The sequence below is a fragment of the Methanolobus sp. WCC5 genome, assembly GCF_045690325.1.
Lineage (GTDB): Archaea > Halobacteriota > Methanosarcinia > Methanosarcinales > Methanosarcinaceae > Methanolobus.
The window spans coordinates 1,530,063-1,550,818 of the sequence record NZ_CP146981.1 but is presented as its reverse complement, the minus strand read 5'-3'; the positions used below and the strand labels follow the sequence as shown (position 1 = coordinate 1,550,818).

General features: G+C 45.0%; 26 protein-coding genes. 9 read left to right on the top strand and 17 right to left on the bottom strand.

The genetic code is table 11. The features are described from left to right. Positions 1-130: 130 nt before the first annotated feature. Positions 131-1,336 carry a cofactor-independent phosphoglycerate mutase gene (locus tag V7O64_RS07375; RefSeq protein ID WP_407354786.1) on the bottom strand — a complete coding sequence of 402 codons (1,206 nt, stop codon included), beginning with the start codon at positions 1,334-1,336 and terminating at the stop codon, positions 131-133. 108 nt (positions 1,337-1,444) lie between these two features. On the opposite strand from V7O64_RS07375, the gene V7O64_RS07370 reads away from it, so the two are divergent. The 4 genes from V7O64_RS07370 (at position 1,445) to V7O64_RS07355 (ending at position 5,497) form a co-directional block, all read left to right on the top strand. Continuing rightward, entirely contained in the window at positions 1,445-2,665 is a 1,221-nt protein-coding gene (locus V7O64_RS07370) for a hypothetical protein (protein ID WP_407354785.1), read from the top strand. A 121-nt stretch (positions 2,666-2,786) separates the two neighbouring features. Then, positions 2,787-4,181 (top strand): aspartate kinase, encoded by a 1,395-nt coding sequence (locus V7O64_RS07365; protein WP_407354784.1) that lies wholly within the window; start codon positions 2,787-2,789, stop codon positions 4,179-4,181. 14 nt (positions 4,182-4,195) lie between these two features. Further along, positions 4,196-5,200, top strand: coding sequence for a phosphoribosylformylglycinamidine cyclo-ligase (purM, locus tag V7O64_RS07360; RefSeq protein ID WP_407354783.1), 1,005 nt, complete (start codon positions 4,196-4,198; stop codon positions 5,198-5,200). An 18-nt stretch (positions 5,201-5,218) separates the two neighbouring features. Then, positions 5,219-5,497 carry a DUF1894 domain-containing protein gene (locus V7O64_RS07355; protein WP_407354782.1) on the top strand — a complete coding sequence of 93 codons (279 nt, stop codon included), beginning with the start codon at positions 5,219-5,221 and terminating at the stop codon, positions 5,495-5,497. A gap of 3 nt (positions 5,498-5,500) precedes the next feature. Here V7O64_RS07355 and V7O64_RS07350 read toward each other — a convergent pair whose 3' ends face one another. The 11 genes from V7O64_RS07350 to V7O64_RS07300 all read right to left on the bottom strand — a co-directional run bounded on the left by V7O64_RS07350 (position 5,501) and on the right by V7O64_RS07300 (position 12,917). Further along, the gene (locus V7O64_RS07350; RefSeq protein WP_407354781.1) at positions 5,501-6,067 is read right to left on the bottom strand and encodes a hypothetical protein; all 567 of its coding nucleotides are present in this window, start codon (positions 6,065-6,067) and stop codon (positions 5,501-5,503) included. A gap of 224 nt (positions 6,068-6,291) precedes the next feature. Continuing rightward, positions 6,292-7,248: a tetrahydromethanopterin S-methyltransferase subunit H gene (gene mtrH, locus V7O64_RS07345; protein WP_407354780.1), complete on the bottom strand. Its 957-nt coding sequence runs from the start codon at positions 7,246-7,248 to the stop codon at positions 6,292-6,294. A gap of 18 nt (positions 7,249-7,266) precedes the next feature. After that, positions 7,267-7,500 (bottom strand): tetrahydromethanopterin S-methyltransferase subunit MtrG, encoded by a 234-nt coding sequence (gene mtrG, locus V7O64_RS07340; protein ID WP_407354779.1) that lies wholly within the window; start codon positions 7,498-7,500, stop codon positions 7,267-7,269. 1 nt (position 7,501) lies between these two features. Further along, positions 7,502-7,729, bottom strand: a complete 228-nt coding sequence (locus tag V7O64_RS07335; RefSeq protein ID WP_407354778.1) for a tetrahydromethanopterin S-methyltransferase subunit F — start codon at positions 7,727-7,729, stop codon at positions 7,502-7,504. Position 7,730: 1 nt separating this feature from the next. Continuing rightward, a complete protein-coding gene (gene mtrA / locus V7O64_RS07330) occupies positions 7,731-8,459 on the bottom strand; it encodes a tetrahydromethanopterin S-methyltransferase subunit A (protein WP_407354777.1) in 729 nt (242 codons plus the stop codon). Between the two features lies 1 nt (position 8,460). After that, on the bottom strand, positions 8,461-8,775 hold the full coding sequence (locus tag V7O64_RS07325; protein ID WP_407354776.1) for a tetrahydromethanopterin S-methyltransferase subunit B: 315 nt from the start codon (positions 8,773-8,775) through the stop codon (positions 8,461-8,463). Then, complete coding sequence (gene mtrC, locus V7O64_RS07320; RefSeq protein ID WP_407354775.1) at positions 8,772-9,617, bottom strand: tetrahydromethanopterin S-methyltransferase subunit MtrC; 846 nt, start codon at positions 9,615-9,617, stop codon at positions 8,772-8,774. Before mtrC ends, V7O64_RS07325 begins: the two co-directional genes overlap by 4 nt. Before the next feature lies 1 nt (position 9,618). Beyond that, positions 9,619-10,290 (bottom strand): tetrahydromethanopterin S-methyltransferase subunit D, encoded by a 672-nt coding sequence (gene mtrD, locus V7O64_RS07315; RefSeq protein WP_407357291.1) that lies wholly within the window; start codon positions 10,288-10,290, stop codon positions 9,619-9,621. Between the two features lie 44 nt (positions 10,291-10,334). After that, positions 10,335-11,243, bottom strand: a complete 909-nt coding sequence (gene mtrE / locus V7O64_RS07310; RefSeq protein WP_407354774.1) for a tetrahydromethanopterin S-methyltransferase subunit E — start codon at positions 11,241-11,243, stop codon at positions 10,335-10,337. Positions 11,244-11,499: 256 nt separating this feature from the next. Continuing rightward, positions 11,500-11,886, bottom strand: a complete 387-nt coding sequence (locus V7O64_RS07305; protein WP_407354773.1) for a DUF5402 family protein — start codon at positions 11,884-11,886, stop codon at positions 11,500-11,502. Then, positions 11,886-12,917, bottom strand: coding sequence for a U32 family peptidase (locus V7O64_RS07300; protein ID WP_407354772.1), 1,032 nt, complete (start codon positions 12,915-12,917; stop codon positions 11,886-11,888). The genes V7O64_RS07305 and V7O64_RS07300 overlap by 1 nt, the downstream gene beginning before the upstream one ends. Before the next feature lie 89 nt (positions 12,918-13,006). On the opposite strand from V7O64_RS07300, the gene V7O64_RS07295 reads away from it, so the two are divergent. After that, positions 13,007-13,819, top strand: coding sequence for a sugar phosphate isomerase/epimerase family protein (locus tag V7O64_RS07295; RefSeq protein WP_407354771.1), 813 nt, complete (start codon positions 13,007-13,009; stop codon positions 13,817-13,819). Between the two features lie 128 nt (positions 13,820-13,947). Here the strand turns inward: V7O64_RS07295 and V7O64_RS07290 are convergent, their stop codons facing one another. Continuing rightward, entirely contained in the window at positions 13,948-14,361 is a 414-nt protein-coding gene (locus tag V7O64_RS07290; RefSeq protein ID WP_407354770.1) for a universal stress protein, read from the bottom strand. Between the two features lie 114 nt (positions 14,362-14,475). On the opposite strand from V7O64_RS07290, the gene V7O64_RS07285 reads away from it, so the two are divergent. Continuing rightward, positions 14,476-14,949 carry a DUF5806 family protein gene (locus V7O64_RS07285; protein WP_407354769.1) on the top strand — a complete coding sequence of 158 codons (474 nt, stop codon included), beginning with the start codon at positions 14,476-14,478 and terminating at the stop codon, positions 14,947-14,949. A gap of 87 nt (positions 14,950-15,036) precedes the next feature. Here V7O64_RS07285 and V7O64_RS07280 read toward each other — a convergent pair whose 3' ends face one another. After that, positions 15,037-15,312, bottom strand: a complete 276-nt coding sequence (locus tag V7O64_RS07280) for a hypothetical protein (RefSeq protein WP_407354768.1) — start codon at positions 15,310-15,312, stop codon at positions 15,037-15,039. Positions 15,313-15,436: 124 nt separating this feature from the next. Here V7O64_RS07280 and V7O64_RS07275 point away from each other — a divergent pair, with 124 nt between their 5' ends. Continuing rightward, positions 15,437-15,721, top strand: coding sequence for a signal recognition particle protein Srp19 (locus V7O64_RS07275; RefSeq protein WP_407357290.1), 285 nt, complete (start codon positions 15,437-15,439; stop codon positions 15,719-15,721). 44 nt (positions 15,722-15,765) lie between these two features. Here V7O64_RS07275 and V7O64_RS07270 read toward each other — a convergent pair whose 3' ends face one another. Together V7O64_RS07270 and V7O64_RS07265 are read right to left on the bottom strand one after the other, a co-directional pair. Then, positions 15,766-15,945, bottom strand: coding sequence for a preprotein translocase subunit Sec61beta (locus V7O64_RS07270; RefSeq protein WP_407354767.1), 180 nt, complete (start codon positions 15,943-15,945; stop codon positions 15,766-15,768). Positions 15,946-16,051: 106 nt separating this feature from the next. Next, the gene (locus V7O64_RS07265) at positions 16,052-17,071 is read right to left on the bottom strand and encodes an S-methyl-5-thioribose-1-phosphate isomerase (protein ID WP_407354766.1); all 1,020 of its coding nucleotides are present in this window, start codon (positions 17,069-17,071) and stop codon (positions 16,052-16,054) included. Between the two features lie 129 nt (positions 17,072-17,200). Between V7O64_RS07265 and V7O64_RS07260 the strand changes: the two genes are divergently transcribed. Beyond that, positions 17,201-19,045 (top strand): HD domain-containing protein, encoded by a 1,845-nt coding sequence (locus tag V7O64_RS07260; protein ID WP_407354765.1) that lies wholly within the window; start codon positions 17,201-17,203, stop codon positions 19,043-19,045. Beyond that, the gene (locus V7O64_RS07255) at positions 19,045-19,797 is read left to right on the top strand and encodes a tRNA (adenine-N1)-methyltransferase (protein ID WP_407354764.1); all 753 of its coding nucleotides are present in this window, start codon (positions 19,045-19,047) and stop codon (positions 19,795-19,797) included. Before V7O64_RS07260 ends, V7O64_RS07255 begins: the two co-directional genes overlap by 1 nt. A gap of 46 nt (positions 19,798-19,843) precedes the next feature. On the opposite strand, the gene radB is transcribed toward V7O64_RS07255, so the two are convergent. Then, positions 19,844-20,500, bottom strand: coding sequence for a DNA repair and recombination protein RadB (gene radB / locus V7O64_RS07250; protein WP_407357289.1), 657 nt, complete (start codon positions 20,498-20,500; stop codon positions 19,844-19,846). Between the last annotated feature and the right edge of the window lie 256 nt (positions 20,501-20,756).

The window sequence follows — 20,756 nt, the reverse complement described above, 5'->3', positions numbered from 1 at the left end:
TATACCACTCCTCTGGAATTTAAAGATGAGACTATCAATTCAATTGATACTCCCACCAATTAATATTATCTGAGTATCCCTATTTATATATGGTGAGCCGGAGAAGCAAGCTCAAAAAAGGATCATATGGTTATAGTACCCACTTCTTGCTGATCAGCATTCCCACCAGATCAGGTGCATATACAGTTCCAAGTGCTCCTTTCCTGACAGAGTCCTCATCAAATGCATCAGCTTTGTCGGGATTCTCTTCAAGGGTGCAGTATATCGCCACAGGGATTGGTACGGATGTGTGCGTCCTCAATGCGACAGGTGTTGGATGGTCAGGCAGGACCATGATTGTCACATCCTCTTCCATATCAATGGCTCCTTTAAGTACAGTGCCAACGACCTTCTCATCAAAGTCTTCTATTGCCTTTATCTTTGCATTCACATCACCCATGTGACCTGCCTCGTCCGGTGCTTCAACATGCACAAATACAAAATCATGGTCTCTGAGGGCTTCAATGGCGTACTCCGCCTTGCCTATGTAATTAGTGTCAAGGTAACCTGTGGCTCCGGGAACTTCGATGACATCAAGCCCCGCATATATGCCAATTCCCTTTACAAGGTCAACAGCTGAGATTATGGCTCCGTTAAGTCCGTAAAGCTCCTTAAAAGGAGTGAATGCAGGTGCGAATCCCTGTCCCCAGAGCCATATGGAGTTGCCGGGGTTTTTACCTTCTGCTATTCTCTTCTTGTTCACAGGATGATCTTCCAGTATCTCCATGGACCTCTCAATAAGTTCAGAGATTATTTCACTGTCCTCTCCTCCTGGCATGTGTTCATACCTGTTACCGTCTATTACATCATGCGGCGGGATACATTCTGTATTAGCACCAAGGGCATTCTTTGCCACCATGAGGTGCCTGTAGCTTATTCCAGGGTAGAACCCAAATCTGCCATCACCAAGAGCAGACTGGATACTCTGGATAAGCTCCTTTGCTTCCCCGCTGGTTATATGCCCGGAGCTGTAGTCAGCGATAAGGTTGTCCTTTATTGTTATGAGGTTGCATCTGAATGCAACATCATTTTTTTCCAGTTCCACACCCATACTTGCAGCTTCAAGGGGAGCTCTTCCGGAATAGTACTTCCTGGGATCATAGCCCACAATTGACATGTTCGCCACATCACTTCCGGGATGTAACCCCTCCGGGACCGTTTGTGCCAGCCCTGCCCTGCCGTTCATGGTGATGTAATCCATGTTGGATGTGTTGGCTTTCTGGAGAACTGTCAGATTTCCGAGTTCTTCCAGTGGCTCATCTGCCATGCCATCCCCGATAAGTACTACATATTTCATATTTTCACCTATATTAATAGAAATTAATAAAAACCATAAGACAATAATATGCAATCAAAGTAGCATAATGATCTGTCATTTTTTCCGGTCCTATGATGTGAGGTTTCAATGAAATATATACATTTTGTAATTATCTGCATTTGCCTGTTGTTCATGTGTGCCTTCCCTGCTGCAGGTGTAAGTACAGGGGCAATGATTCACTATTCGGAGCCTTCGCTAATCATTCAGGATGAGTTGTTCCTGGAGCAGGGTTACTCTGTGAAGGTAGTGGATATGAACAGTAAAAGCGGTGACATGCTGATAGATATCTATCTTAATGGTAAGCCTGTAAAGCTGGAAGATAATCTCGCAAAAAAAGATGCTCCTCTTGAATATATCCGCTCAGTGGCAGAGGATGAGGATAATGACAAAGAGGCCGATCATCTCATCCTCCGGATAACACCTAAGGGCTCTGTGAAAATATCAGGCGATGAGCTGCATTCCACCATATATATTGAACAGTATCTTGACCCTGTGGAAAATGCAGGAGACTATCTTATACTTGATAAGAGCTATACACTGAAAAGCGATTCCGGTCTTGAGCTGGCAGGACTCTACACGCTGGAAGTTGGGGATGTGAATGAGGGTGAAGTATCCCTGAGGCTTAGGCTTGACGGCAGGTTGCTGAAAGAGGATGAAGTTGCTGCCGGAGATTATTTTTATTATACTGTCTATTCTGATGACGGCCCGCGGACAATTTTCCTTGCCAGTGTGAAAGCATTTTTCCAGACTGAGGATTCGATAACAGTATTTCTCAAGCATGTTTCCTTGCGACAGGGCAATATATCAGGCACAAGTGCCGGTTCCAGCGATGTTATTGACATTGAAGTTAGCTCTCCGGTTGACGGAGGATTGAAAGCAGGGCGCATTGCCATTATCAGTTACTATTTGAACGACTCTTTTCCTGAAGTGAGGGTACTGGTTGATGGTGAGCTTGTGGATTCCAGAAAATATGTAAATCCCGGCACATATAAAGCCGTAACCGATGAGCTGGATGCAGGTATCTATAAAGTGACCCTCATGTTGGTCGATAATGACAGGAATGACTCCTATTATTCAGAGGAGTTCTCTGTGTCAGCCAATATTAAGGAGGATATCACCGGTTCGATAATGGGGATTGCAAGTTCGGCGACAGAAAATATAGGAAAAGATAACAGTTCCTCGAATACTTCTTCCGGGACGTTTCTTCCTTCTTTGCCTTCAACATCTAATATTTCAAATATAGTCTCTCTTATTGTAACGGCAGGAGTATTCTTTTTATTCTTCGTTTTCTTCCGAAAATTAAAATAATGTGTGGGATTTCAGGTGATATGTTTTTGATTTGGCCAATTTTTACCCGACACATAATCTTTATATCGGTCCATATTGTTTAATAGAGAAAATCAGCTGACAAACTAAATGTGGTCGTATCATGAGAATCGTAATGAAGTTCGGCGGGACTTCCGTGGAAAACGGTGAAAAGATCCGTCATGTGGCAGAGCTTTTAAGGCAGTACCATATGGAAGGTAATGAACTTGTGGCAGTGACTTCGGCACTTGGTGGTGTTACGGACGGGTTGCTCAGCACTGCAAAAGAGGTATCAAAGAACGGTAAAGTAAGCCAGGTAAAGGAATTTATTGCCGGCCTGTCAAAAAAGCATTACGATGCTATCAATTTTGCTATTGATGCGGAGGATATAAGGTCAGAATGTATAGACGTCATAGACAGCAGGGTCGATGAGCTTGAAAAGGCCCTTATAGGAATTTGTTACCTTGGAGAGCTGACCAATCGTTCGATAGATTATATTTCTTCATATGGTGAGCGTCTGGCTGCTCCTATAGTAAGTGGTTCTATTCGCTCTTTCGGCACCCACTCAAAAGCTTTTACAGGTGGTGAAGCCGGTATTGTAACAGATTCCAACTACGGGGATGCAAAACCACTGGAGGATAGTTATGCCCGGGTGCATGAAAGGCTCTGTCCTTTGCTCAAGGACCATATTCCGGTAGTCACTGGTTTTATTGCCCAGAACAAACAGGATATCATCACCACCCTGGGACGAGGAGGCTCGGATTTCTCTGCTTCTATCATCGGTGCATCTGTTGATGCAGATGAGATATGGCTCTGGAAAGAGGTCCATGGGATACTTACCACTGATCCTAAGATCGTACCTCAAGCAAGGCCAATTCCTCAGATCTCATATATAGAGGCAATGGAACTCTCTTATTTCGGAGCCAAGGTCCTTCATCCCAGGACCATTGAACCTGCTATAAGGCATAAGATACCTGTGCGTGTGAAGAATACATTCGAACCGGATTTTCCGGGGACACTTATCGTTGCAGAGCAGCAGAAGATCCAGGATGTTGTAAAAGCTGTAACTCTGATCAACAAGGTTGCTCTTATTAACATATGTGGCGCCGGCATGGTGGGAACCATAGGTACGGCAGCAAGGGTATTTTCCGCACTTGCCAATGCAGGTGTCAATATCATTATGATCAGCCAGGGTTCATCCGAGGCTAACATGTCCCTTGTGGTAAATGAGGATCATCTGGAAAGGGCAGTTGCAGCCATAAGGTCCGAATTCACCATCAATGTGGTGGGTGATGTTGCATATGATCGTGATGTATGTGTGGTTGCAGTTGTAGGCGCAGGGATGGATGGTATTCCGGGTGTTGCAGGGAAAGTATTCAATTCCCTTGGCAGGGCGGGTATCAATATTATTATGATCAGCCAGGGTTCGTCGCAGCATAATATTTCCTTTGTCGTGAGCACAGGGGAGGCTCTTGATGCTGTCAGGACTCTGCATGACGAATTTGAACTTGATAAATAATGCAGGGATTTCAGATGAAAGATAAGCATCTTACGTACGCAGAATCTGGGGTTGACATAGAAGAAGAAGAAGCGACCATCAAGGCGCTTACTCAGGGTATGGATTATAAGCGTGAAGGTCTGGGTGCCCCTTTGACAGGTATTGGCCACTATGCGGGACTGATTGATTTTGGTGAATATGCCTTAGCCCTTGCTACGGATGGTGTAGGTTCAAAGGTTCTGATAGCAAATGAGATGAAACGCTGGAATACTGTTGGTATCGATTGTATTGCAATGAATGTGAATGACCTTCTGGCCATAGGTGCCGAACCTATCTCGTTTGTTGATTACCTTGCTCTTGAGAGGCATGATGAGGAATTCGCCGCTCAGATTGGTGAAGGTCTCAGGAAGGGTGCCGAGATCTCCCGCATGTCCATTGTTGGCGGCGAGACCGCAACACTTCCGGATATCGTGAAAGGTTTTGATCTTGCAGGTACGTGTCTTGGAATGGTCAGAAAGGACATGATAATCACCGGTGAAAAGGTACAGCCTGGGGATGCCATTGTAGGTATTCCATCAGCAGGTGTTCACAGTAATGGTTACACTCTTGTAAGGATGATCATTGATAGTTCACATTATTCATACCATGATCCTTTTCCTTATGACGATTCTACTACTATCGGGGATGAGCTCCTGATACCAACGAGGATCTATATGGAGGTCCTTGATGTGATAAAGGAATGCGATGTACATGGACTTGCCCATATTACAGGCAGCGGGCTTTTGAAATTAAAAAGAGTTACAAAATTTGGTTTTAATTTCAATGATCCTATAGAACCGAATGCAATCTTTAAATTCCTCCGGGAAGAAGGTAATGTTGATGACCTTGAAATGTACAGGACCTTCAATATGGGTATGGGATTTATTATCATATTACCTCCTGAACAGGCAGAAAAGGCTGCTCATATGACCGGCGGGAAAATTGTAGGATGCATTACGGAAAAAGGTATAAGAGTGGGCGACCTCGTAATTACTGAATGATCAAGGAGGAGTATTAAGATGGCCTGTATCAATGACATTCCCTTTGAGATACTTCTGAAAGGAGGTACTCCGGCTCAGTGTAAGAAGCTCATTCAGGAAAAGTCCGACAAGGTTTATCTTGTTCCAGGTGGTTACAGGCTACGTGGCGTGGCTCTGATGGGAGATAATGTTCCTGTGGGTGTGAAAGGGGATGAAGTGTTTTTCCAGTTCATCAAGCCATGTTTCGGATTATTTGTACTAAGGGTGCCTGATGCTGCAGATATTGCAGAGCAGCTTGATAAAGATTTCAAAAAATAAGAGTTATAACTTGCTCTTTTTTGCAGTCCCATTAATCCATTTAAGGAATTCTCCTGAAGGGAATTCATGGATAGTTGTTGCAATTATCCTGCCTTCTCCTATTTCTTTTACTACCATGAGGGCATTTCCTTCATGACTTTTAAACACAACTTCCCCATCAGTTTTTGAAAAATATCCGTCAAACTCAACTTCACAGCAGGAGTCTTCCACAAGACATTGTGCTTCATGTTGCTGATCTTTACAGATATGGGTGACCTGATGTTGTTGTATGTATTCCAGTTCCATTGGGAGCCATCCGTATTTGTACTGCGGGACCATGGGGCTGAATATGACCAGATTGCCACCTGAACGTACAAAGCTCTCTAGCCTTTTAGCATTCCTTTCAATTCCCGTTAGAATGTTCGTATAGGCCCTGTTTGCAAAACCGGTAGGTATGATCACACATTTACATGGCGGAATAAATGGGGTGCCTATGGAATCAGATACGATTCTCTGGCATCTGATATCATGCTCCTTGAAGAGCTTTTCGAAAAGCAGTGGATTATCCCATATCAGCATTACATCAGTCATGCTAGGGTGATAGTATCTGTTACTTTAATTATTTTCCTGCCACTATTATTTTTCTTTGCAAGCTATTTCAGTACTGTCAGGTTTCAACAGTAGTACATATGGTATTTATTTCCTCATGTAGTATCTACGTATTACTAATATACTTTAAGGCTGGTTGGGGAGTGGGTCTTTATCCAGGCCTTTGGCTTGTTGCCGGAATATTATAAAAAAAGAAAGCTGGTTGTTTAAACCAGCTTATTGATCGGATGGTTGGGGTCTTTGACCTCAATACCGAGCTCTTTTGCAGTTTCTGCCAGCATGATGTCTACCATTGCTGTTGCAGGGAATATCTTGTCTGTGTTCTCGATAGGTCCAAAGAGCTGGAAGTTGGAGCCAAGTACCTGTGGAACAAGGTTTGTTCCAATGTCAGCCGGCATGTAGATAGCCTGCTTTTCTTCCCTTGTCTCAAACTGTTTCTTGTAGGTTTTCATCCAGTCCCATGCAGATGCCATGTTGTGGTACCCACCGCCAACAGGAAGTCCCAGGTGTCCTTTGATAGCGATAACTGCTCTCATGGATGCGCCTGAACCGGCACCCAGAGGGGTTGCAGCTACATCTATCAATGGTTTTGTGATCCCACATTCCTTTGCGATCTCAAGCATACCTTTCTCCTGTCCTGTACCGCCGCTCTCAAGGATCTCCAGTTTTCCTTTTACGCTTGGGTCGGTCGCGTTGAAAGCAAGGACTATTGAACAGTTAATGTCACTGTCTCTGATAGCCTCTATTTCGTCTGCGTGGACACTTGCGTTGATGGAGTTGTAGATAGCCCTGTCAGCAACACCGATCTCTGTTACGTATTTTGCTGCTGCAGCACGTACGTCCCCTGCGGATGAGTCGATGAGGAATGGCGTCTTATCATCAAGTTCAACAAACCAGTCAATGTATCTCTTGATAGCTTCAGGTGTTTCACCTACTATCTGGTTCACATATGGGTTTCCTGTAACTTCACCCATGTCTACAAGGGCCTGCCAGAGCTTATCTGCTGCTTCCTTGTCGAAAATTCCCTTGTCCTCGTCAGTCACGATCTTGTGCCTGTTGTAGAACATTGTTCCCACAAGTACTGTTGGGTATTCACCTGGCTGGCCACCGAACTTTACTCCGCCGACCTCGAATACTTCTTGTTTCTTGTCAAATCTGAACATATGATCAACCTCTTTGTTTTAAATACCGAGCATAGGTGCAAGGAACAGGACGTAGAGCAGGAATATGATTATTCCGGCAACAGCTCCATATAATATTCCTATGTCTCTTCCTACTTTCTTACCAATACGCTGTGCAATTTCACTGTTAACGAACTCGATCTTCTCATCTATCCTGTTGAGCTTTTCAAGTACTGCATTGAAGTCCTCCGGGTCTGTAACCACGCTTGGTACCCTGTCGCTTCGGTCAGTCATTTTAAATCACCATCCAGACGAACATAGGGATTATTACTACCATTAACAGTACAAATACAAAGCCTGCTAAAAAACCAGCTATGCCTGTTGAAGATACTGCAGAATCGAGTTTCTGGTTTCTTGCAATAAGCTGGGCTCTGTAGCGGATATCCTCGATTACGGCCTCAATTGGTCCCATCTGTGGGTTAATGACCATTGGCACGCCTTTTCCATATTCTTCTTCTGCCATCTCAGTTACCTCCGAACAGTAGCATTCCAAGCAATGTTAGTGTGATTGACAGGCCTATCATTGCGCCTTCTATCTTACCTGCATGAACACCGGAATGGAATTTGTTCAGGTTACCGATCTCGATCATCTCTCTTTTGATGCCAAGTATCCTGCTTCTGATAGTTGTGATCTCGGATGCCATTGGCTTCAGTCCGCCTGCTTCAGTCCCTTCATCGCCGCCTGCTTCTCCGACTTCAAGTATCATCGGATCTGCGTCGAATGCTCCCGGGTCCTTTGCAGCATATTCCTTGATCTTTGCAACAATTGCATTCATGTCCTCTGTACCGATGAAATCGATACATTCGATCTGTTGCTGGAATCTTTCAATTGCTTCCTGTGTGAGGTTCTCTATGTAAGGAATTGCACCGATAGCACCGACAATCCTGTTGTCCTTGATCCCGTTCTTATGGATCATGAGCATTGCCTGTCCGGTAATGTGACCCTTTACTTCTGATCCGGTTACAATCAGGTATCGGATATTAGGGTTAGAGATCACATGAGCGATTACCTTTTCAAGACCAAGGTTTTCAGTCTTACATGGGCCTGTTACAGCTGCTCCCGCTTCTAACTGAGGACCACCTGGAAGGTGTGAACCACACGTTATGACCGCAACACAGTTCTTAATGTCACCAACGTCGTATTCACCTTTAAGTATCGGCCACCCTGATGCGGGTTCTCTCTTATCTGCCATTTTACATCACTCCTAATGCGCTCATGACCAGAAGCATAAGTCCTGCAACACCAAGGCCTACTATTATTCCGTAGAATGCATTGCCGTAGAAACCTGCACCCATGGATGTGTTCTCACGTCCCGGGAATGAGTTGAGCAGTGCCCTGTCAGGTGAGAGGGAGTTCATAAGATCATCTGCTATCTTGTCCAGTTCATCAAGCTGTGCCATTATCGGATCCATGGAATATTGTATGATATCCTCTCTTTCTGCAGCAAGCAGGGATGTAAGGGGATCCAGTACCAGATGTGCTTCCGGAGCTACATGGATCATGCTCATTCCAATTCCTCCTTTGAAGGCAGAAGTCCTGCGCCTGATATCATGAATGCGTCTCTCTTTACGCGCTTGTAGTATTCGCTAAAGGAAATGTACCATATGGCCAGTCCTATCAGGATTGTAAGTGCACCTGATGCGAATGGTGTTATAGTAGCCACTATGCCTGCAATTATCATTGCCACTGCACCCTTCTCGAAAGCACATGCAAGTGTGCGGTCCTGTTTTTCATCAGGTCCCAGATTTGCATTGTATGGGTGCAGGATAGCAAGACCGCCTGCAATGAATATGACTGCTATGTATCCTGTTGTCATGACTCCGCTGGCAACGCCCTGTGCAACTATTATTCCGTTTACGACTTCGTCAAAGAACATGAATGTCCCTATCATGGAAGTGCTTAGACCGACAATGGTTATGGCACCAGCACCTGCAATCTCGATCATGGACTGTACCATTATGGGTATTCCCATGTTCAGGACCTTGTTTGCAAGTACTCCTACGACAAGTCCTATCAGGGATGCAAAGACAAGTGCAACAACAGGTCCGGCTATCCCGCCTACGGCAAGACCGAACGTTGTAGCGATTATACCTATTCCCAGGGCAAGCATACCGATTGAAGGTACACCGGTTCCCAGACCGTAGTTTGCAACCCTTCTGACCGCTGATGCACCCCATACGATACCGCATATCGCACCAAGGGCACCCAGGAATGACATGTAAGGGCTGACCATATCAACAAGGAAATAAGCTCCATATATTCCTATCAGGCCGCCCAATACTCCGAAGGCTATAATGTTGCTCTGTGGAATTGTCCCGTGGGCTCCTCCGCTTCCTCCGCCTGCAGACATCTTACATACCTCCTATGGCCACGACACCCATAATGGCAGCCAGGAATGTTGCAACAAAGGATGCGAACACAGCTTTGGGGAACCTCTTGAATTTCGGATCATGGAATCCTTCGATCGTTCCTCCGATGTTATATGAGGGTATTACCGCATTAACGAAGAAAAGACCGATTGCGAAAATACTTGCAATTCCAATGAAATCCGCTTCGGGAAGTCCATTCTCGATGCTTAGGAGATAGAAGTATATCATAGATCCTCCCAATCCACCAAGGCCGGCACCTATGATTCCACTGATGAATGATGCGGTTGGTATTCCGTGCCCCTCAGTACCCTGTGATACGTAGAGGTCCTGTCTGTCCCTGGTTATGGGGTCATACTTGACCTTTGCAGATGCAGGCGGGCAACCGACTCCATAGACATATGTCCACTGACCGACCAGCATTGTAACTGATATCATTATCATTGCACCGACAGTTCCTGATGCGATGATCAGGCCCATGCTGTCTGTGACATTCATCATGAAACCTGCTGTTACAAGGCCTGTAAGACCTGCTCCTGCAGCAAGCTGAACCGTACCGGTACCTACCCCGGTGGCCTGTGCCATAGCTGCGGGGGCTCCGCCTACAGGCACTAAATGCACACCCAGTGAAATAAGCATACCACCGAGGGTTATCATGACTATATTAACAAAATCATCTGCTATTATTCCTGCAATGTCTATCAAGCTGCCACCTCTTCCTCATCTTTCTTGTAGGGTCCGAATGCTTTCCGGGCGTCTACTTCGATCTTCCTGTTCCAGATGGCCAGTAACAGTACAATGACAATTCCTGCTATAATGGATTCCCATCCCATGGTTTCACTTATCGAAGGGTCGAATACCACGGTTATCCATCCACTAAGGAACACAACCATACCGAAAGCGATTCCTGTTACAGGTCCTCCGAACTTTGCGCAGAACCATGAGTTGTCGATACCGTTTCTGATGCCGGATTCTGCTTTTCTCACGATGTTACCGGAGTTTGCAGCATTAAGGCCTGATCCGTACTCCACATTCTGGAATTCCCTTTCCGCACCGTAATGTACGTCACCGGTTGATGAACCGATAGCGCCAACCGCAATTCCCCAAATGAATGCCAGAAGTGGCAGTGGGAAAGGATGTGCCATTGTAGTTACCATAAGATATGATACCACAAGGATAGAGAGCGTTGTGATAAAGGCATATCCCATAATGACGGGTGTGTGAGTTCTAATCAAATCAAGATAAATTGGTTGTTTGAAACGTTTCTGACTTGCTGATCTGCCGATATATGATGTAACTGAGTAAGTTCCATGTATCGCTGCTGCGACAATCGATCCTATTACCAATGCCAGCACTACGGATGCACCGGTACTCATCAGAACTGAGGCGGTTGTACCACCGATTGCACACATAAGGGCGTTTGATGGTGGTTCACCAGAAACGGCTTTGTTGTAGATCCTGTGTGGATACATCATCTGGGGCGCTAACTGCACCTGGGAGTTTGGATTACTCTGTGACCCTACATCAGATTCAAGGTCTTCAGAGGCACCTGCAATAGTTGCGGCAGCTCCCATAAGTGCCAGTACGCCCATACTTGTGAGCGGTTCCATTCACATTTCCTCCTTTTTATATTATTACTTATTAGCGTAGATCGTGCCAAAATTACAATAATTATTTTTAAAGATTTTATTATAATTGATATGGCGTAGACTAACGTCAGGTGGTTTGCATTATATTAAATACTTCTTAAATCTTTCGTATGGATGTAATCAAAAGTGTTGTTATTCGCATTTGCATTGTGGAAAAATATCATGTTGTCGTAAACAGTAGTAATATATCTGGTTGACAACGTCAAAAAAATGGAATTTATTCTCTGCGAGTTAAGTTAAGTATATATATGTCAGGCCTTGGTCTTTTGCCACTGCCCCGTGCAAAATCGATGTAACACCTGTTACAAAGTACCCTGCTGTTGAGCGAGGCAACTTCTGCCGTACCGGGCACAAGTCTTGCAAAAAGAAAAGAAGGTTCTATCTCAAGTCTCTCTGAAGTCTCTTCCAGGTCTTTTTTGATATGTTCTTCGAATATTTCAAGATCGTCATATTGTAGTCCTCTGGTATTTATGGTGATACCTTTACATCCGCAGGGAAGGGCAAAAGCATCCATTTCTACAATAAAGACAGGTTTTGCAAGCAGTTCCCTCAGTTTTCCCTCAAGTTCACTGCGGTTCCTTGATAATCTTTCTGTTATCGTCATTAGTGCCCTCCTTCATTTTTAAGGGGCTTTAGCATGTTTTCTCCATCCTCGGTGGAATAGACTTTTATTATCTTCTCTGCAAGCCTCTTGCAGTATCCGCATTTGTTGCAGATTTTGTTGCACTTTTCCCACTGGGATATGGCGCCATCAAGCTCCTTATTTGGTATGTAGAAAAGATCCCGTATGTCCCTTGGACAATCCAGCAGGTCCATGAGATTGCCATCATATGACCTGTTTGTATAAGCTTCCACATTGTTCAGTATCCAGTTGGGGAAGTGTGTCCTTCCTCCAATCTTGAAAATATCGGTTATGTGTTCGTATTCCCCAAGGTCCTCAGGTCTTATCCAAGGTGATTTGATAAGTTGCTGGGGATCGCTTATACGGAGTGAAAGGCATTTGTAATAGTAATAATCATCTATCACGTTCAGTTTCGGTCCCGGTCCGTTAGCATGGGAAAAGAAATTGAAGTGAGCATACCTGAATGGGCACTGGTAGAGGCATCCTTCGTTCACAAGTAGTTTAAGATCACAGGAAACCGTATCCTTTATGGCTTCCAGCTTATCAAAATCCCTGTTTATGACCGGGTCTATCACTATGGTATCTGCACCAAGCCTCTCATAGAACTCTGCTTTTTGCGGAGAGTCCACAAAAGAAAGCACAGACACCACTACTTCCATATCATGATCTCTTGAAAGCATTTCCACAAAATAGGGCTCTGCAACTGTTATGGAATCAACGCCTATGCTATTGAGCTTATTGAAGTACCAGTTGATCCTGTTGTATCCTTCGGGTGTGAGGTGTTGCCCTCCCATACATGAACTGTTGAGGACGACTTCCATTTTGACACCCTTTTCATGGGCATATGCTGTTTGTACTTCTATCTCCTCAAGTCCGGGTGCGCTTAGATTCGTCCTTCCCGTGCCTACATAGTCAGGGGTCCCTGCCATGTAGATCCCATAGATATTCTTTGAGCCGTTAAGGAGTTCTTCAAGTCCTTCAAGATGTCCCGTATGGGGCACATACAGTTTCATTGTTTGCTGGTACTCTTTAATTTAGATAAGCATTTTGGTATGAGAAAAGAAGCAAAAGTATTATCAACTCCTGCCATAACCCATTAACCATGATCTTAGGTGCTTCGTCATTTGCCGGCAGTTTTTCCGAGATTGCTGCCGAATTGCAGTCAGTTGAACTTTACATGCCCAAACTTGGCATATACAGGAACTCCATTCTTCAAAAAGATATCCTTGAAAGGATACTGGACGAACTTTCAGTTACCGATCTGCAGACCTCTGTTCATGCTCCATATTTTGCAGATGCCCCTACATATCCTAAAGATGTGGTTGTCGATACGGCAAACATGGGTGACAGGGAATTCCGTCTTGTCAGGGAATCCATTGAACTTGCCGCAAGACTTGGTTCAAGGGCAGTTGTCCTGCATCCCGGTAGGTCTGGAAATGACTATGAAACAAGCTTTTACAAAATGGTATCCAATCTAAGGATCCTTGCTGCATATGCGCAGAACTGTGGCGTGATGCTTGGGCTTGAGAACAAGGAAGGTACCTCTACAGGTAATATGTGCTGTGGCGCTGAAGAACTTGTACGTGCCGTGAAAGAAGTGAACTCTGAAAACATGGGTGTGACTTTTGATATAGGTCATGCGAACCTTACATGTGGTGGGAATAATCTGGCACTCCGTGATTTTGCAAAGACGATTGCTCCTTATGTGGTCCATGTGCATGTGCATGACAACGGTGGGGTCCGGACCGGACAATACGACGGTGATGAGCATCTGGCTCCCGGTTCAGGACTCATTGACTATCATGTATTGGGGGAACTCAAAGGCTATAGAGGAATATACAACATGGAAGTTTTCTCCATGGAGGATGTACGCTCAGGAAAGGCTTTGCTGACAAAAGTTATTGAGGTGCAATAATATCAAACACAAAAAGAAAGCATAAAAAGAAAGCATAAAAAGAAAGCATAAAAAGAAAGCATAAAAAGAAAGCACAAAATACATATGAATTCGTAGGGGTCTGTTTTCGAGTACCAGTCTGCACCGCCTCAAGCTGCAGTATAATTTGGTGGTACCACCAGGACCAGAACATCTGATATCTGTAGTACTTTTTCTGTGACAGAACCCATGAGCTTTTTAATTCCGTTCCTGCCCTGGGTGCCAATGATTATGCGGTCCACGCCGTTGTTCTTAGCTACTTCAGCTATCTTTTCCGCAGCACTGCCGTCCTCTATGAGTATTTCAATTCTTTCCCTTGCACAGCCGGAACTGACGAGTATGTCCACTATCGCAGAAACCACATTCTCAGCCCCCTCATTCTGCCATGTCTTCCTTGAAAAACCTTTGTCAGGTACCACATGAAGTACTATCAGGCTGTAATCATGTTTCAAAGCTATCTTTGCTGCTACCCTGGCGGCATTTGAAGAGTATGCAGAACCGTCTGTGGGGATGAGTATCTTCATAAAATCTTGGATTGTACTGGTTATTATTAAATATGTTGGAATGCATAAGAATGTAGTACACTGGCTGCAATACTATATTGCTTATCTTCTGTATCCTTATTTTATGGTGAGTAAATGCCTGCAAACAAATATCGCAAATTCAAAAAGATGGATAACAAAAGTTATTCCGATGTAACCAGGTTCCTTAAAGGGACCACACATCTTACGGCGCGTGAATGGGTAATTGCCCGTATGTGTGCGGATTTTAAGAACCTTTCCAATCATTCGGAAATGACATGGATAGGTGAGAATCTCCCGGATATGGTTCCGTTCATGGATGAGGCATATTCAAGGCAGGAAGTCTCAAATGCCAGGGCATCCTTCAAGAAAAAGGTTCAACGAAGCGGGACTACCTTCTTCTATTCCTATTATGCAGGACTGATCACTCAGGAAGAGATGATCTCCATGATCCATCAGATGGTAAAGGATATAAGGAAACTCATGGACACCGAAGGGAGTGAAGTGCCGCAAGAGCATGCTACTGAGGTCCAGCTGCTTGTTGCCGAAGTTCTCAGGAACATAAATGAATCCCTTGATGAAGAGTATTAAGGACATTAGTTAAAAGGAAATTAGTTAAGAGACTTGGGGTGATGCAGGCATGACAGGTGCTCATCGGTAAGATTGCGATTTTGTGTGTTAATACCCTTCAAGCCCGTTCCTTTTACAATAGTTGAGGTAACTAAGCAGCATCCCCATCTCTATCCGTCTGATATATCTTGCCTGCACTCTGGATATATGCAGTGTGTTGCCACCTATATTCACCTTTATATCAGAATTCTTGGGCATGCTCATCTTCACTGGAACGATGGCCGGCCCTCCGCAGGTTGTGCACAGGCGGTAATCGCCTTTAGAGTTACGGATGAAATCCTCAACCTCGGGTTCAATATCTATCTCTCGTGGGGTATCTATCATAGGTACTAGGCGGCATTTGCTATACTTAAGTCTTATCCATGCCTGTAATCCCTGTAATCCTGTATTTGTCCGTCTTTTCAGGGCAAATTTAAATTGAATGAGTTTTATTGTACTGGATATGTTGATGAAAGACAGGGGTAAACTGGTCATATGGCCTGCGTACATCGATAAAACAAAGTCCCGCAGTCATGGGCGCATCGTTTCCAGAAGGACTTCTGTGGAGTCTCCCACCATTAATGAGATCACTCTTGCAGCGCAGAAGCTGGGCCTTAATCCTGAGGCGGAGGCGGACAAGGCTTACCCGCGCAGCTGGTGGGAAGGCCGTGGCAGGGTGCTTATTGACAATAGCGCACCAAAGACCCATCACTGCAGAAGGATATGTGCAACTATCAAGGAAATGCGTTCCTGATGCATTATATTTTTTAAAGGCCGCTAAAAAGAATAATTGTGGCTTTACGGAAGTGGCCATCTTCCGAAATTAGCCTCTAACATAAGAATAGCAAGCCCGATTACCACACCGGCTATGACTACGGTTTTTGGGTTTATATGCACTGCTTTTTTGTCGGCTTCGTAATATCTCATAAGTCCTGCAGATGACATCAAGCCGCTACCACTGGATTTCTTCTTAGTCATTGTATCTCCGTATTCAACTGTTCAAATAATACTTATGACCTGATATAATGGTCATTATTAATCTATCTGTCCCTTTCATGTCTTTCATGGTTTAAAAGACTGTGCCTCAGGCCAGAAGCTCGTCCAGCAGGAATGGTGGATAAAACACTCCTTTCTCTGTTATGACAGCCGTAATATTCTCCATGGGAGTGGCATCGAATGCCGGGTTATATACCTTTACATCTGCAGGTGCTATCTGCAGATCCTTAAAAAAGCGCAGTTCGTTTGCATCCCTCTGTTCTATGGTCACGGTATCTTCCCAGTTGTCCGGGTCAAATGTGGATAAGGGGGCTGCGACAAAGAAGGGTATCTCGTGCTCTTTCGCAATCACTGAATGCGTGTAGGTGCCTATCTTGTTGAAAACCGCATCTCCTGTTATCCTGTCAGCGCCCACAATTACCTTGTCCACCATACCCCTGCTCATGACATGCCCTGACATCGAGTCGGTAATCAACGTCACGTCTATATTGTCCTGCATGAGTTCCCAGGTTGTTATCCTGCCGCCCTGGTTAAGCGGTCTGGTCTCACAGGCAATGACCTTGATATCCTTACCTTCTTCCACAGCAGAGCGGATGACTCCAAGAGCAGTTCCCCAGTCAACACATGCCAGTCTGCCCGCATTACAGTGTGTCATGACAGTGTCACCGTCCTCAAGCAGCTTTGCCCCGTGCCTGCCCAGTCTTCTGTTAGTTTCCACATCCTCATCAGCTATTTTCCTTGCTTCTGAAAGTACCACATCCTTTATGCTGTCAAGACCGAATGCATCCGATATGGCATCCATTGTCCTGTCAACTCCCCATGCCAGGTTGATGGCAGTAGGCCTTGTAGCTTTTATTGTCTTTGAGGCTACCTGCAGGTCCTTTGTCAGGGCATCCATGTTGTTTGCACTGCTTAATGTTGCGGCAAGTGCGATACCATATGCACCGGCAGCTCCAAGGGCCGGAGCCCCCCTCACGCGCAGGGACCTTATCGCCTCACAGAGCGAGGCAAGGGTTTTGCATTCAATGATACTGTATTCAAGAGGAAGGAGTGTCTGGTCTATCATTACAATTGAATTGGAGTCATCATTCCAGTCTATGGTTCTCATGCTATCTGCTTCCTTAGATGTATGAACCGGGATAAAAATGTAAAGGTTGTGGGTACTGGCTGGCCTGGTAAATGTGTATGAGCACCTTTTGCCTTTCTTTTATATACTCCTCTCTCCTAATAGCACCCAATGCAAAAACCTCTCATAATACATGATCCTGTCCACAAGACCATCATCGTTGATGATTTCGAGCAGATGATCCTGAACACGAAGCATGTTCAAAGGCTCAGGAACATCCAGCAGCTCGGTTTAGCCGACCATGTATATCCAGGTGCCAATCACACACGTTTTGAACACAGTATAGGCACCATGCATATGGCCTCAGTAATCGGTCGCTCCCTTTCACTGGAGGAGGATGACATACGCAAGATAAGGCTTGCAGGTCTTTTACATGATGTGGGACATTCGGCATTCTCGCATGCAGTGGAAAATGTGCTCAAGCGTAATCCTCATCTTCAGCCGGATATCCTGGGGAAGAAATTCATAAGACACGAAGCTTTCTCAAAAGATATTATCTCAAGGATACTCCCACAGGACAATTACATTGGAAGGTATGTGGAATCAGAGTTTGCTGCGGATCCCTTTGACTTCTTTGATGAGATCTCAAATATAGCAACCGGGGATGCACGCTCTATATCAAAACCCTGTCTTGCGCAGATCATTGCAGGTGACGTGGATGCTGACAGGATCGATTTTCTCCTGCGGGATTCGTATCATACAGGTGTCTCTTTCGGACTCGTAGACGTTGACCAGATAATCGGAAGTCTCATGATCAAGGATGGGAATGTAGTACTGGGAAGTTCCGATGGATCCACCTATGGGAACGATATGGCATTAACTGCCGCAGAGTCTCTTCTGATATCCCGGGCTCATCATTACACTGCAATTATCCATAATCCGGGAACACAGGCTGCCAGGGTTATGCTGCTCTGCTCACTTGAGGATGCACTCGAGCGTTTCAGGAACAATTACGGCCCGGATGCGGCAAAGGATGAGATCATTCATTTCTTTACTGAATACAACGATAACGATCTGTTAAACTTCATCAGGTCCAATGCATCTGAAAAGTCTATTATGTTAATGGATGATCTGCGTGATGGGAGGCTTTATGTGCCGGTTGCCAGGCTTAGCCAGAAGATACTCAGGCCCTCCACAAGAATGGCCCTATCCACCATTGCCAGGCATGGTCTGGCCACAAAGAGGCTTGAGGCCAGACTTGCCCGGGAACTGGGAGATGTGCTTGTAGACCTGACGGTAGCCTCCGGGGTTCCCAAGAGCATGCGCATTGCAATGGATGATGAGGATGGTTTCTTTTATGACGAATCAGCGCTTGCCAATGGCCTGGTCCGTGCAATATCGCGCCAGCTTTCACTTACCGCATTCTCACATCCTGATGTGGTCCTTGAAACAGATTGTTCTGCGGTGCTCTCAGAGCTTCGCAGGGTGGTGGATGACCTGTCTCCCCGGCTCCTCAATTTCACTCGCGAGGACCAGTATCTGCCAATAGAGGGCATAATACTGCTCTTCTATGCGGTGCATACAATTTTCGCTGATGAGAAGCAAGGCTTTATCTCGATACCACGCCTCAGGCATATAACGTGGTTATATCGTACTATACGGGAACTCAGCAGCTTCCAAAGACTCAGAAATCTTTTTGATTATTCATTCCATGAAAGGTACGGTTTTCCTTATAGCGAAAAGGTGTTTGAGGATATACAGGTGCTTGTTGCCATGGGAATAGTCGATGAAGATCTCCGCTACTATGAAAAAGATGGCCGTTTCCGGCAGAGTTATGAATATGTGCTTACATGGGAAGGGGTCGGATATGCAGAAGTACTTGCAGAAGCATACCGCCCTGAATTCGATGAAATGTTTTCTCATCTTTCAAAACTCAGGCATTCCATCAAGAGGGATATGGTTACAATCCCTTCTAACCGGTATGCATCAAAAAAACGTTCAACAGGTGTAAGATAATGTTAGCAGGTGAATTGGTTTTGCTGAAGACCTCCCACAGGGGCAAGGTCAGGGAATTCATTGTAAAGGTCTGCGATGATAGAATGCACACGGATTTTGGAGTTGTGGACCTGTCCGAACTGATGGAAAAGATGCCCGGTGATATCGTAGTATCTCACAAAGGCCAGGAGTTCATTCTCCAGAAGCCTAAGATGCCGGATTTCTTCCGTCATGCCAGGAGGACCGGTGCTCCCATGATGCCCAAAGACATAGGCATGATTCTCGCATATACCGGGGTCAACAGGAATGACGTTGTCCTGGACGCAGGAACAGGTTCAGGTATACTTGCCATGTACATGGGATCCATAGCAAAACGCGTGGTGACCTATGAGGTCAGAGAGGAGTTCGTGGATGTCGCCCGCAAAAATATAGAAAGTGCTGGTCTTTATAATGTAGAGCTTCGCTGCGGTGATATTGTCGAGGAGATAAAGAAGCTCGATGAGAAGTTCGATTTAATAACCCTTGACACCCAGAACACAAAGGATGTCATTCCTCATGTAAAGGATGTGATGTATCCGGGTGGTTTTCTTGCTACATATTCTCCTTTCTTTGAGCAGACAAAAGATATACGTGATGCCATTGAAGCTGCACATTTCTATGATGTGATGACCATCGAATGCACAGAGCGTGAGATATCCTTCTCCCCAAGAGGCACCCGGCCTTCAACAACAAAGGTGGGACATACGGGTTTTATTACAATAGCAAGGGGATGAACTGGTATTTTTGGTATTTGTTTTGTCAAGGTCATGTTGTCTCTTTTTATCGGACACCTTCGCCGGTTATGGTGAATTCGCATGTTCCTCCCTCGGGAAGTGAGCGATGTTTCCAGAGTTTTGCACGCCTTTTCCCATCGCCGGTCCTTTCAAGCTGGATGATGGTCTTTGATATGTGTTCTATGCCACTTCCCCCAATTGGCCGCATCGCACCGGTTGTGATGTCGTTGTAAACCTGGTTTGTTATGACTGCTACTATCCTGTGTTTGCGGGCTATGGCATGTATGAACCCTATCTGGTTTGAAAGCTCCCTTCTGGTCCTTATGCTTGACTCTTCCTGATCGAGCTCGAATCTGTAGAAAGCTGTTGCAGAATCGATAAGTATAAGACCTATCCTGTCTGAGACGAGCTTCTCTATTTCCTTGACAGCTGCGTACTGTTCTTCAAAATTGTGAGGCTCAAAGATGATGATGTGCTGAGCTATCTCCTTTGCATTCTCTCCTGCTATTTGCCTGAACCTGTCAGGGGAGATGGCCTCGGTATCTATATATATTACTTTCTTACCGTTTTTAACACATTCCACTGCAAGCTGCAGGCACAGATTTGTCTTACCACTACCCGCTTCGCCGAATATCTGGCTGACCACGCCTGCTTCAAATCCTCCGCCCAGCATGTCATCAATGGGCTTGCATCCGGAACTCAGTTGTTCGTTTATCTTTTACACCTCTCAGTGGGGATATGTGCTATAATAGGACTCATGATATACATCTTTTGGCAATGGTGTTTATCATTTTTGTTGTTTGAATTGCAGGTAACCTTAAAACATTAATTGCTGGGTTTTCCAGTGGAATATCTGGTAAAATATATGATTACTATATATTATCATGTTTGTTTCATATTTGATATCTTATATGTTGTAATATTCTCTATTGTATATTCAAATGCAGTTTGAAAAAGCA

What these genes read in the sequence shown, in the direction of transcription:
- mtrH (WP_407354780.1), bottom strand. Translation starts at nt 7,248, where the DNA reads ATGTTCAGATTTGACAAGAAACAAGAAGTATTCGAGGTCGGCGGAGTA.
- mtrA (WP_407354777.1), bottom strand. Translation starts at nt 8,459, where the DNA reads ATGGCAGATAAGAGAGAACCCGCATCAGGGTGGCCGATACTTAAAGGT.
- V7O64_RS07290 (WP_407354770.1), bottom strand. Translation starts at nt 14,361, where the DNA reads ATGAAGATACTCATCCCCACAGACGGTTCTGCATACTCTTCAAATGCC.
- V7O64_RS07280 (WP_407354768.1), bottom strand. Translation starts at nt 15,312, where the DNA reads ATGATAGATACCCCACGAGAGATAGATATTGAACCCGAGGTTGAGGAT.
- V7O64_RS07285 (WP_407354769.1), top strand. Translation starts at nt 14,476, where the DNA reads ATGCCTGCAAACAAATATCGCAAATTCAAAAAGATGGATAACAAAAGT.
- mtrC (WP_407354775.1), bottom strand. Translation starts at nt 9,617, where the DNA reads ATGTCTGCAGGCGGAGGAAGCGGAGGAGCCCACGGGACAATTCCACAG.
- V7O64_RS07295 (WP_407354771.1), top strand. Translation starts at nt 13,007, where the DNA reads ATGATCTTAGGTGCTTCGTCATTTGCCGGCAGTTTTTCCGAGATTGCT.
- V7O64_RS07370 (WP_407354785.1), top strand. Translation starts at nt 1,445, where the DNA reads ATGAAATATATACATTTTGTAATTATCTGCATTTGCCTGTTGTTCATG.
- V7O64_RS07260 (WP_407354765.1), top strand. Translation starts at nt 17,201, where the DNA reads ATGCAAAAACCTCTCATAATACATGATCCTGTCCACAAGACCATCATC.
- V7O64_RS07255 (WP_407354764.1), top strand. Translation starts at nt 19,045, where the DNA reads ATGTTAGCAGGTGAATTGGTTTTGCTGAAGACCTCCCACAGGGGCAAG.
- V7O64_RS07350 (WP_407354781.1), bottom strand. Translation starts at nt 6,067, where the DNA reads ATGACTGATGTAATGCTGATATGGGATAATCCACTGCTTTTCGAAAAG.
- V7O64_RS07305 (WP_407354773.1), bottom strand. Translation starts at nt 11,886, where the DNA reads ATGACGATAACAGAAAGATTATCAAGGAACCGCAGTGAACTTGAGGGA.
- V7O64_RS07300 (WP_407354772.1), bottom strand. Translation starts at nt 12,917, where the DNA reads ATGAAACTGTATGTGCCCCATACGGGACATCTTGAAGGACTTGAAGAA.
- V7O64_RS07375 (WP_407354786.1), bottom strand. Translation starts at nt 1,336, where the DNA reads ATGAAATATGTAGTACTTATCGGGGATGGCATGGCAGATGAGCCACTG.
- V7O64_RS07325 (WP_407354776.1), bottom strand. Translation starts at nt 8,775, where the DNA reads ATGAGCATGATCCATGTAGCTCCGGAAGCACATCTGGTACTGGATCCC.
- V7O64_RS07265 (WP_407354766.1), bottom strand. Translation starts at nt 17,071, where the DNA reads ATGAGAACCATAGACTGGAATGATGACTCCAATTCAATTGTAATGATA.
- mtrD (WP_407357291.1), bottom strand. Translation starts at nt 10,290, where the DNA reads ATGATAACCCTCGGTGGTATGCTTATTTCACTGGGTGTGCATTTAGTG.
- mtrG (WP_407354779.1), bottom strand. Translation starts at nt 7,500, where the DNA reads ATGACTGACCGAAGCGACAGGGTACCAAGCGTGGTTACAGACCCGGAG.
- purM (WP_407354783.1), top strand. Translation starts at nt 4,196, where the DNA reads ATGAAAGATAAGCATCTTACGTACGCAGAATCTGGGGTTGACATAGAA.
- V7O64_RS07355 (WP_407354782.1), top strand. Translation starts at nt 5,219, where the DNA reads ATGGCCTGTATCAATGACATTCCCTTTGAGATACTTCTGAAAGGAGGT.
- V7O64_RS07275 (WP_407357290.1), top strand. Translation starts at nt 15,437, where the DNA reads ATGAAAGACAGGGGTAAACTGGTCATATGGCCTGCGTACATCGATAAA.
- V7O64_RS07270 (WP_407354767.1), bottom strand. Translation starts at nt 15,945, where the DNA reads ATGACTAAGAAGAAATCCAGTGGTAGCGGCTTGATGTCATCTGCAGGA.
- mtrE (WP_407354774.1), bottom strand. Translation starts at nt 11,243, where the DNA reads ATGGAACCGCTCACAAGTATGGGCGTACTGGCACTTATGGGAGCTGCC.
- V7O64_RS07365 (WP_407354784.1), top strand. Translation starts at nt 2,787, where the DNA reads ATGAGAATCGTAATGAAGTTCGGCGGGACTTCCGTGGAAAACGGTGAA.
- V7O64_RS07335 (WP_407354778.1), bottom strand. Translation starts at nt 7,729, where the DNA reads ATGGCAGAAGAAGAATATGGAAAAGGCGTGCCAATGGTCATTAACCCA.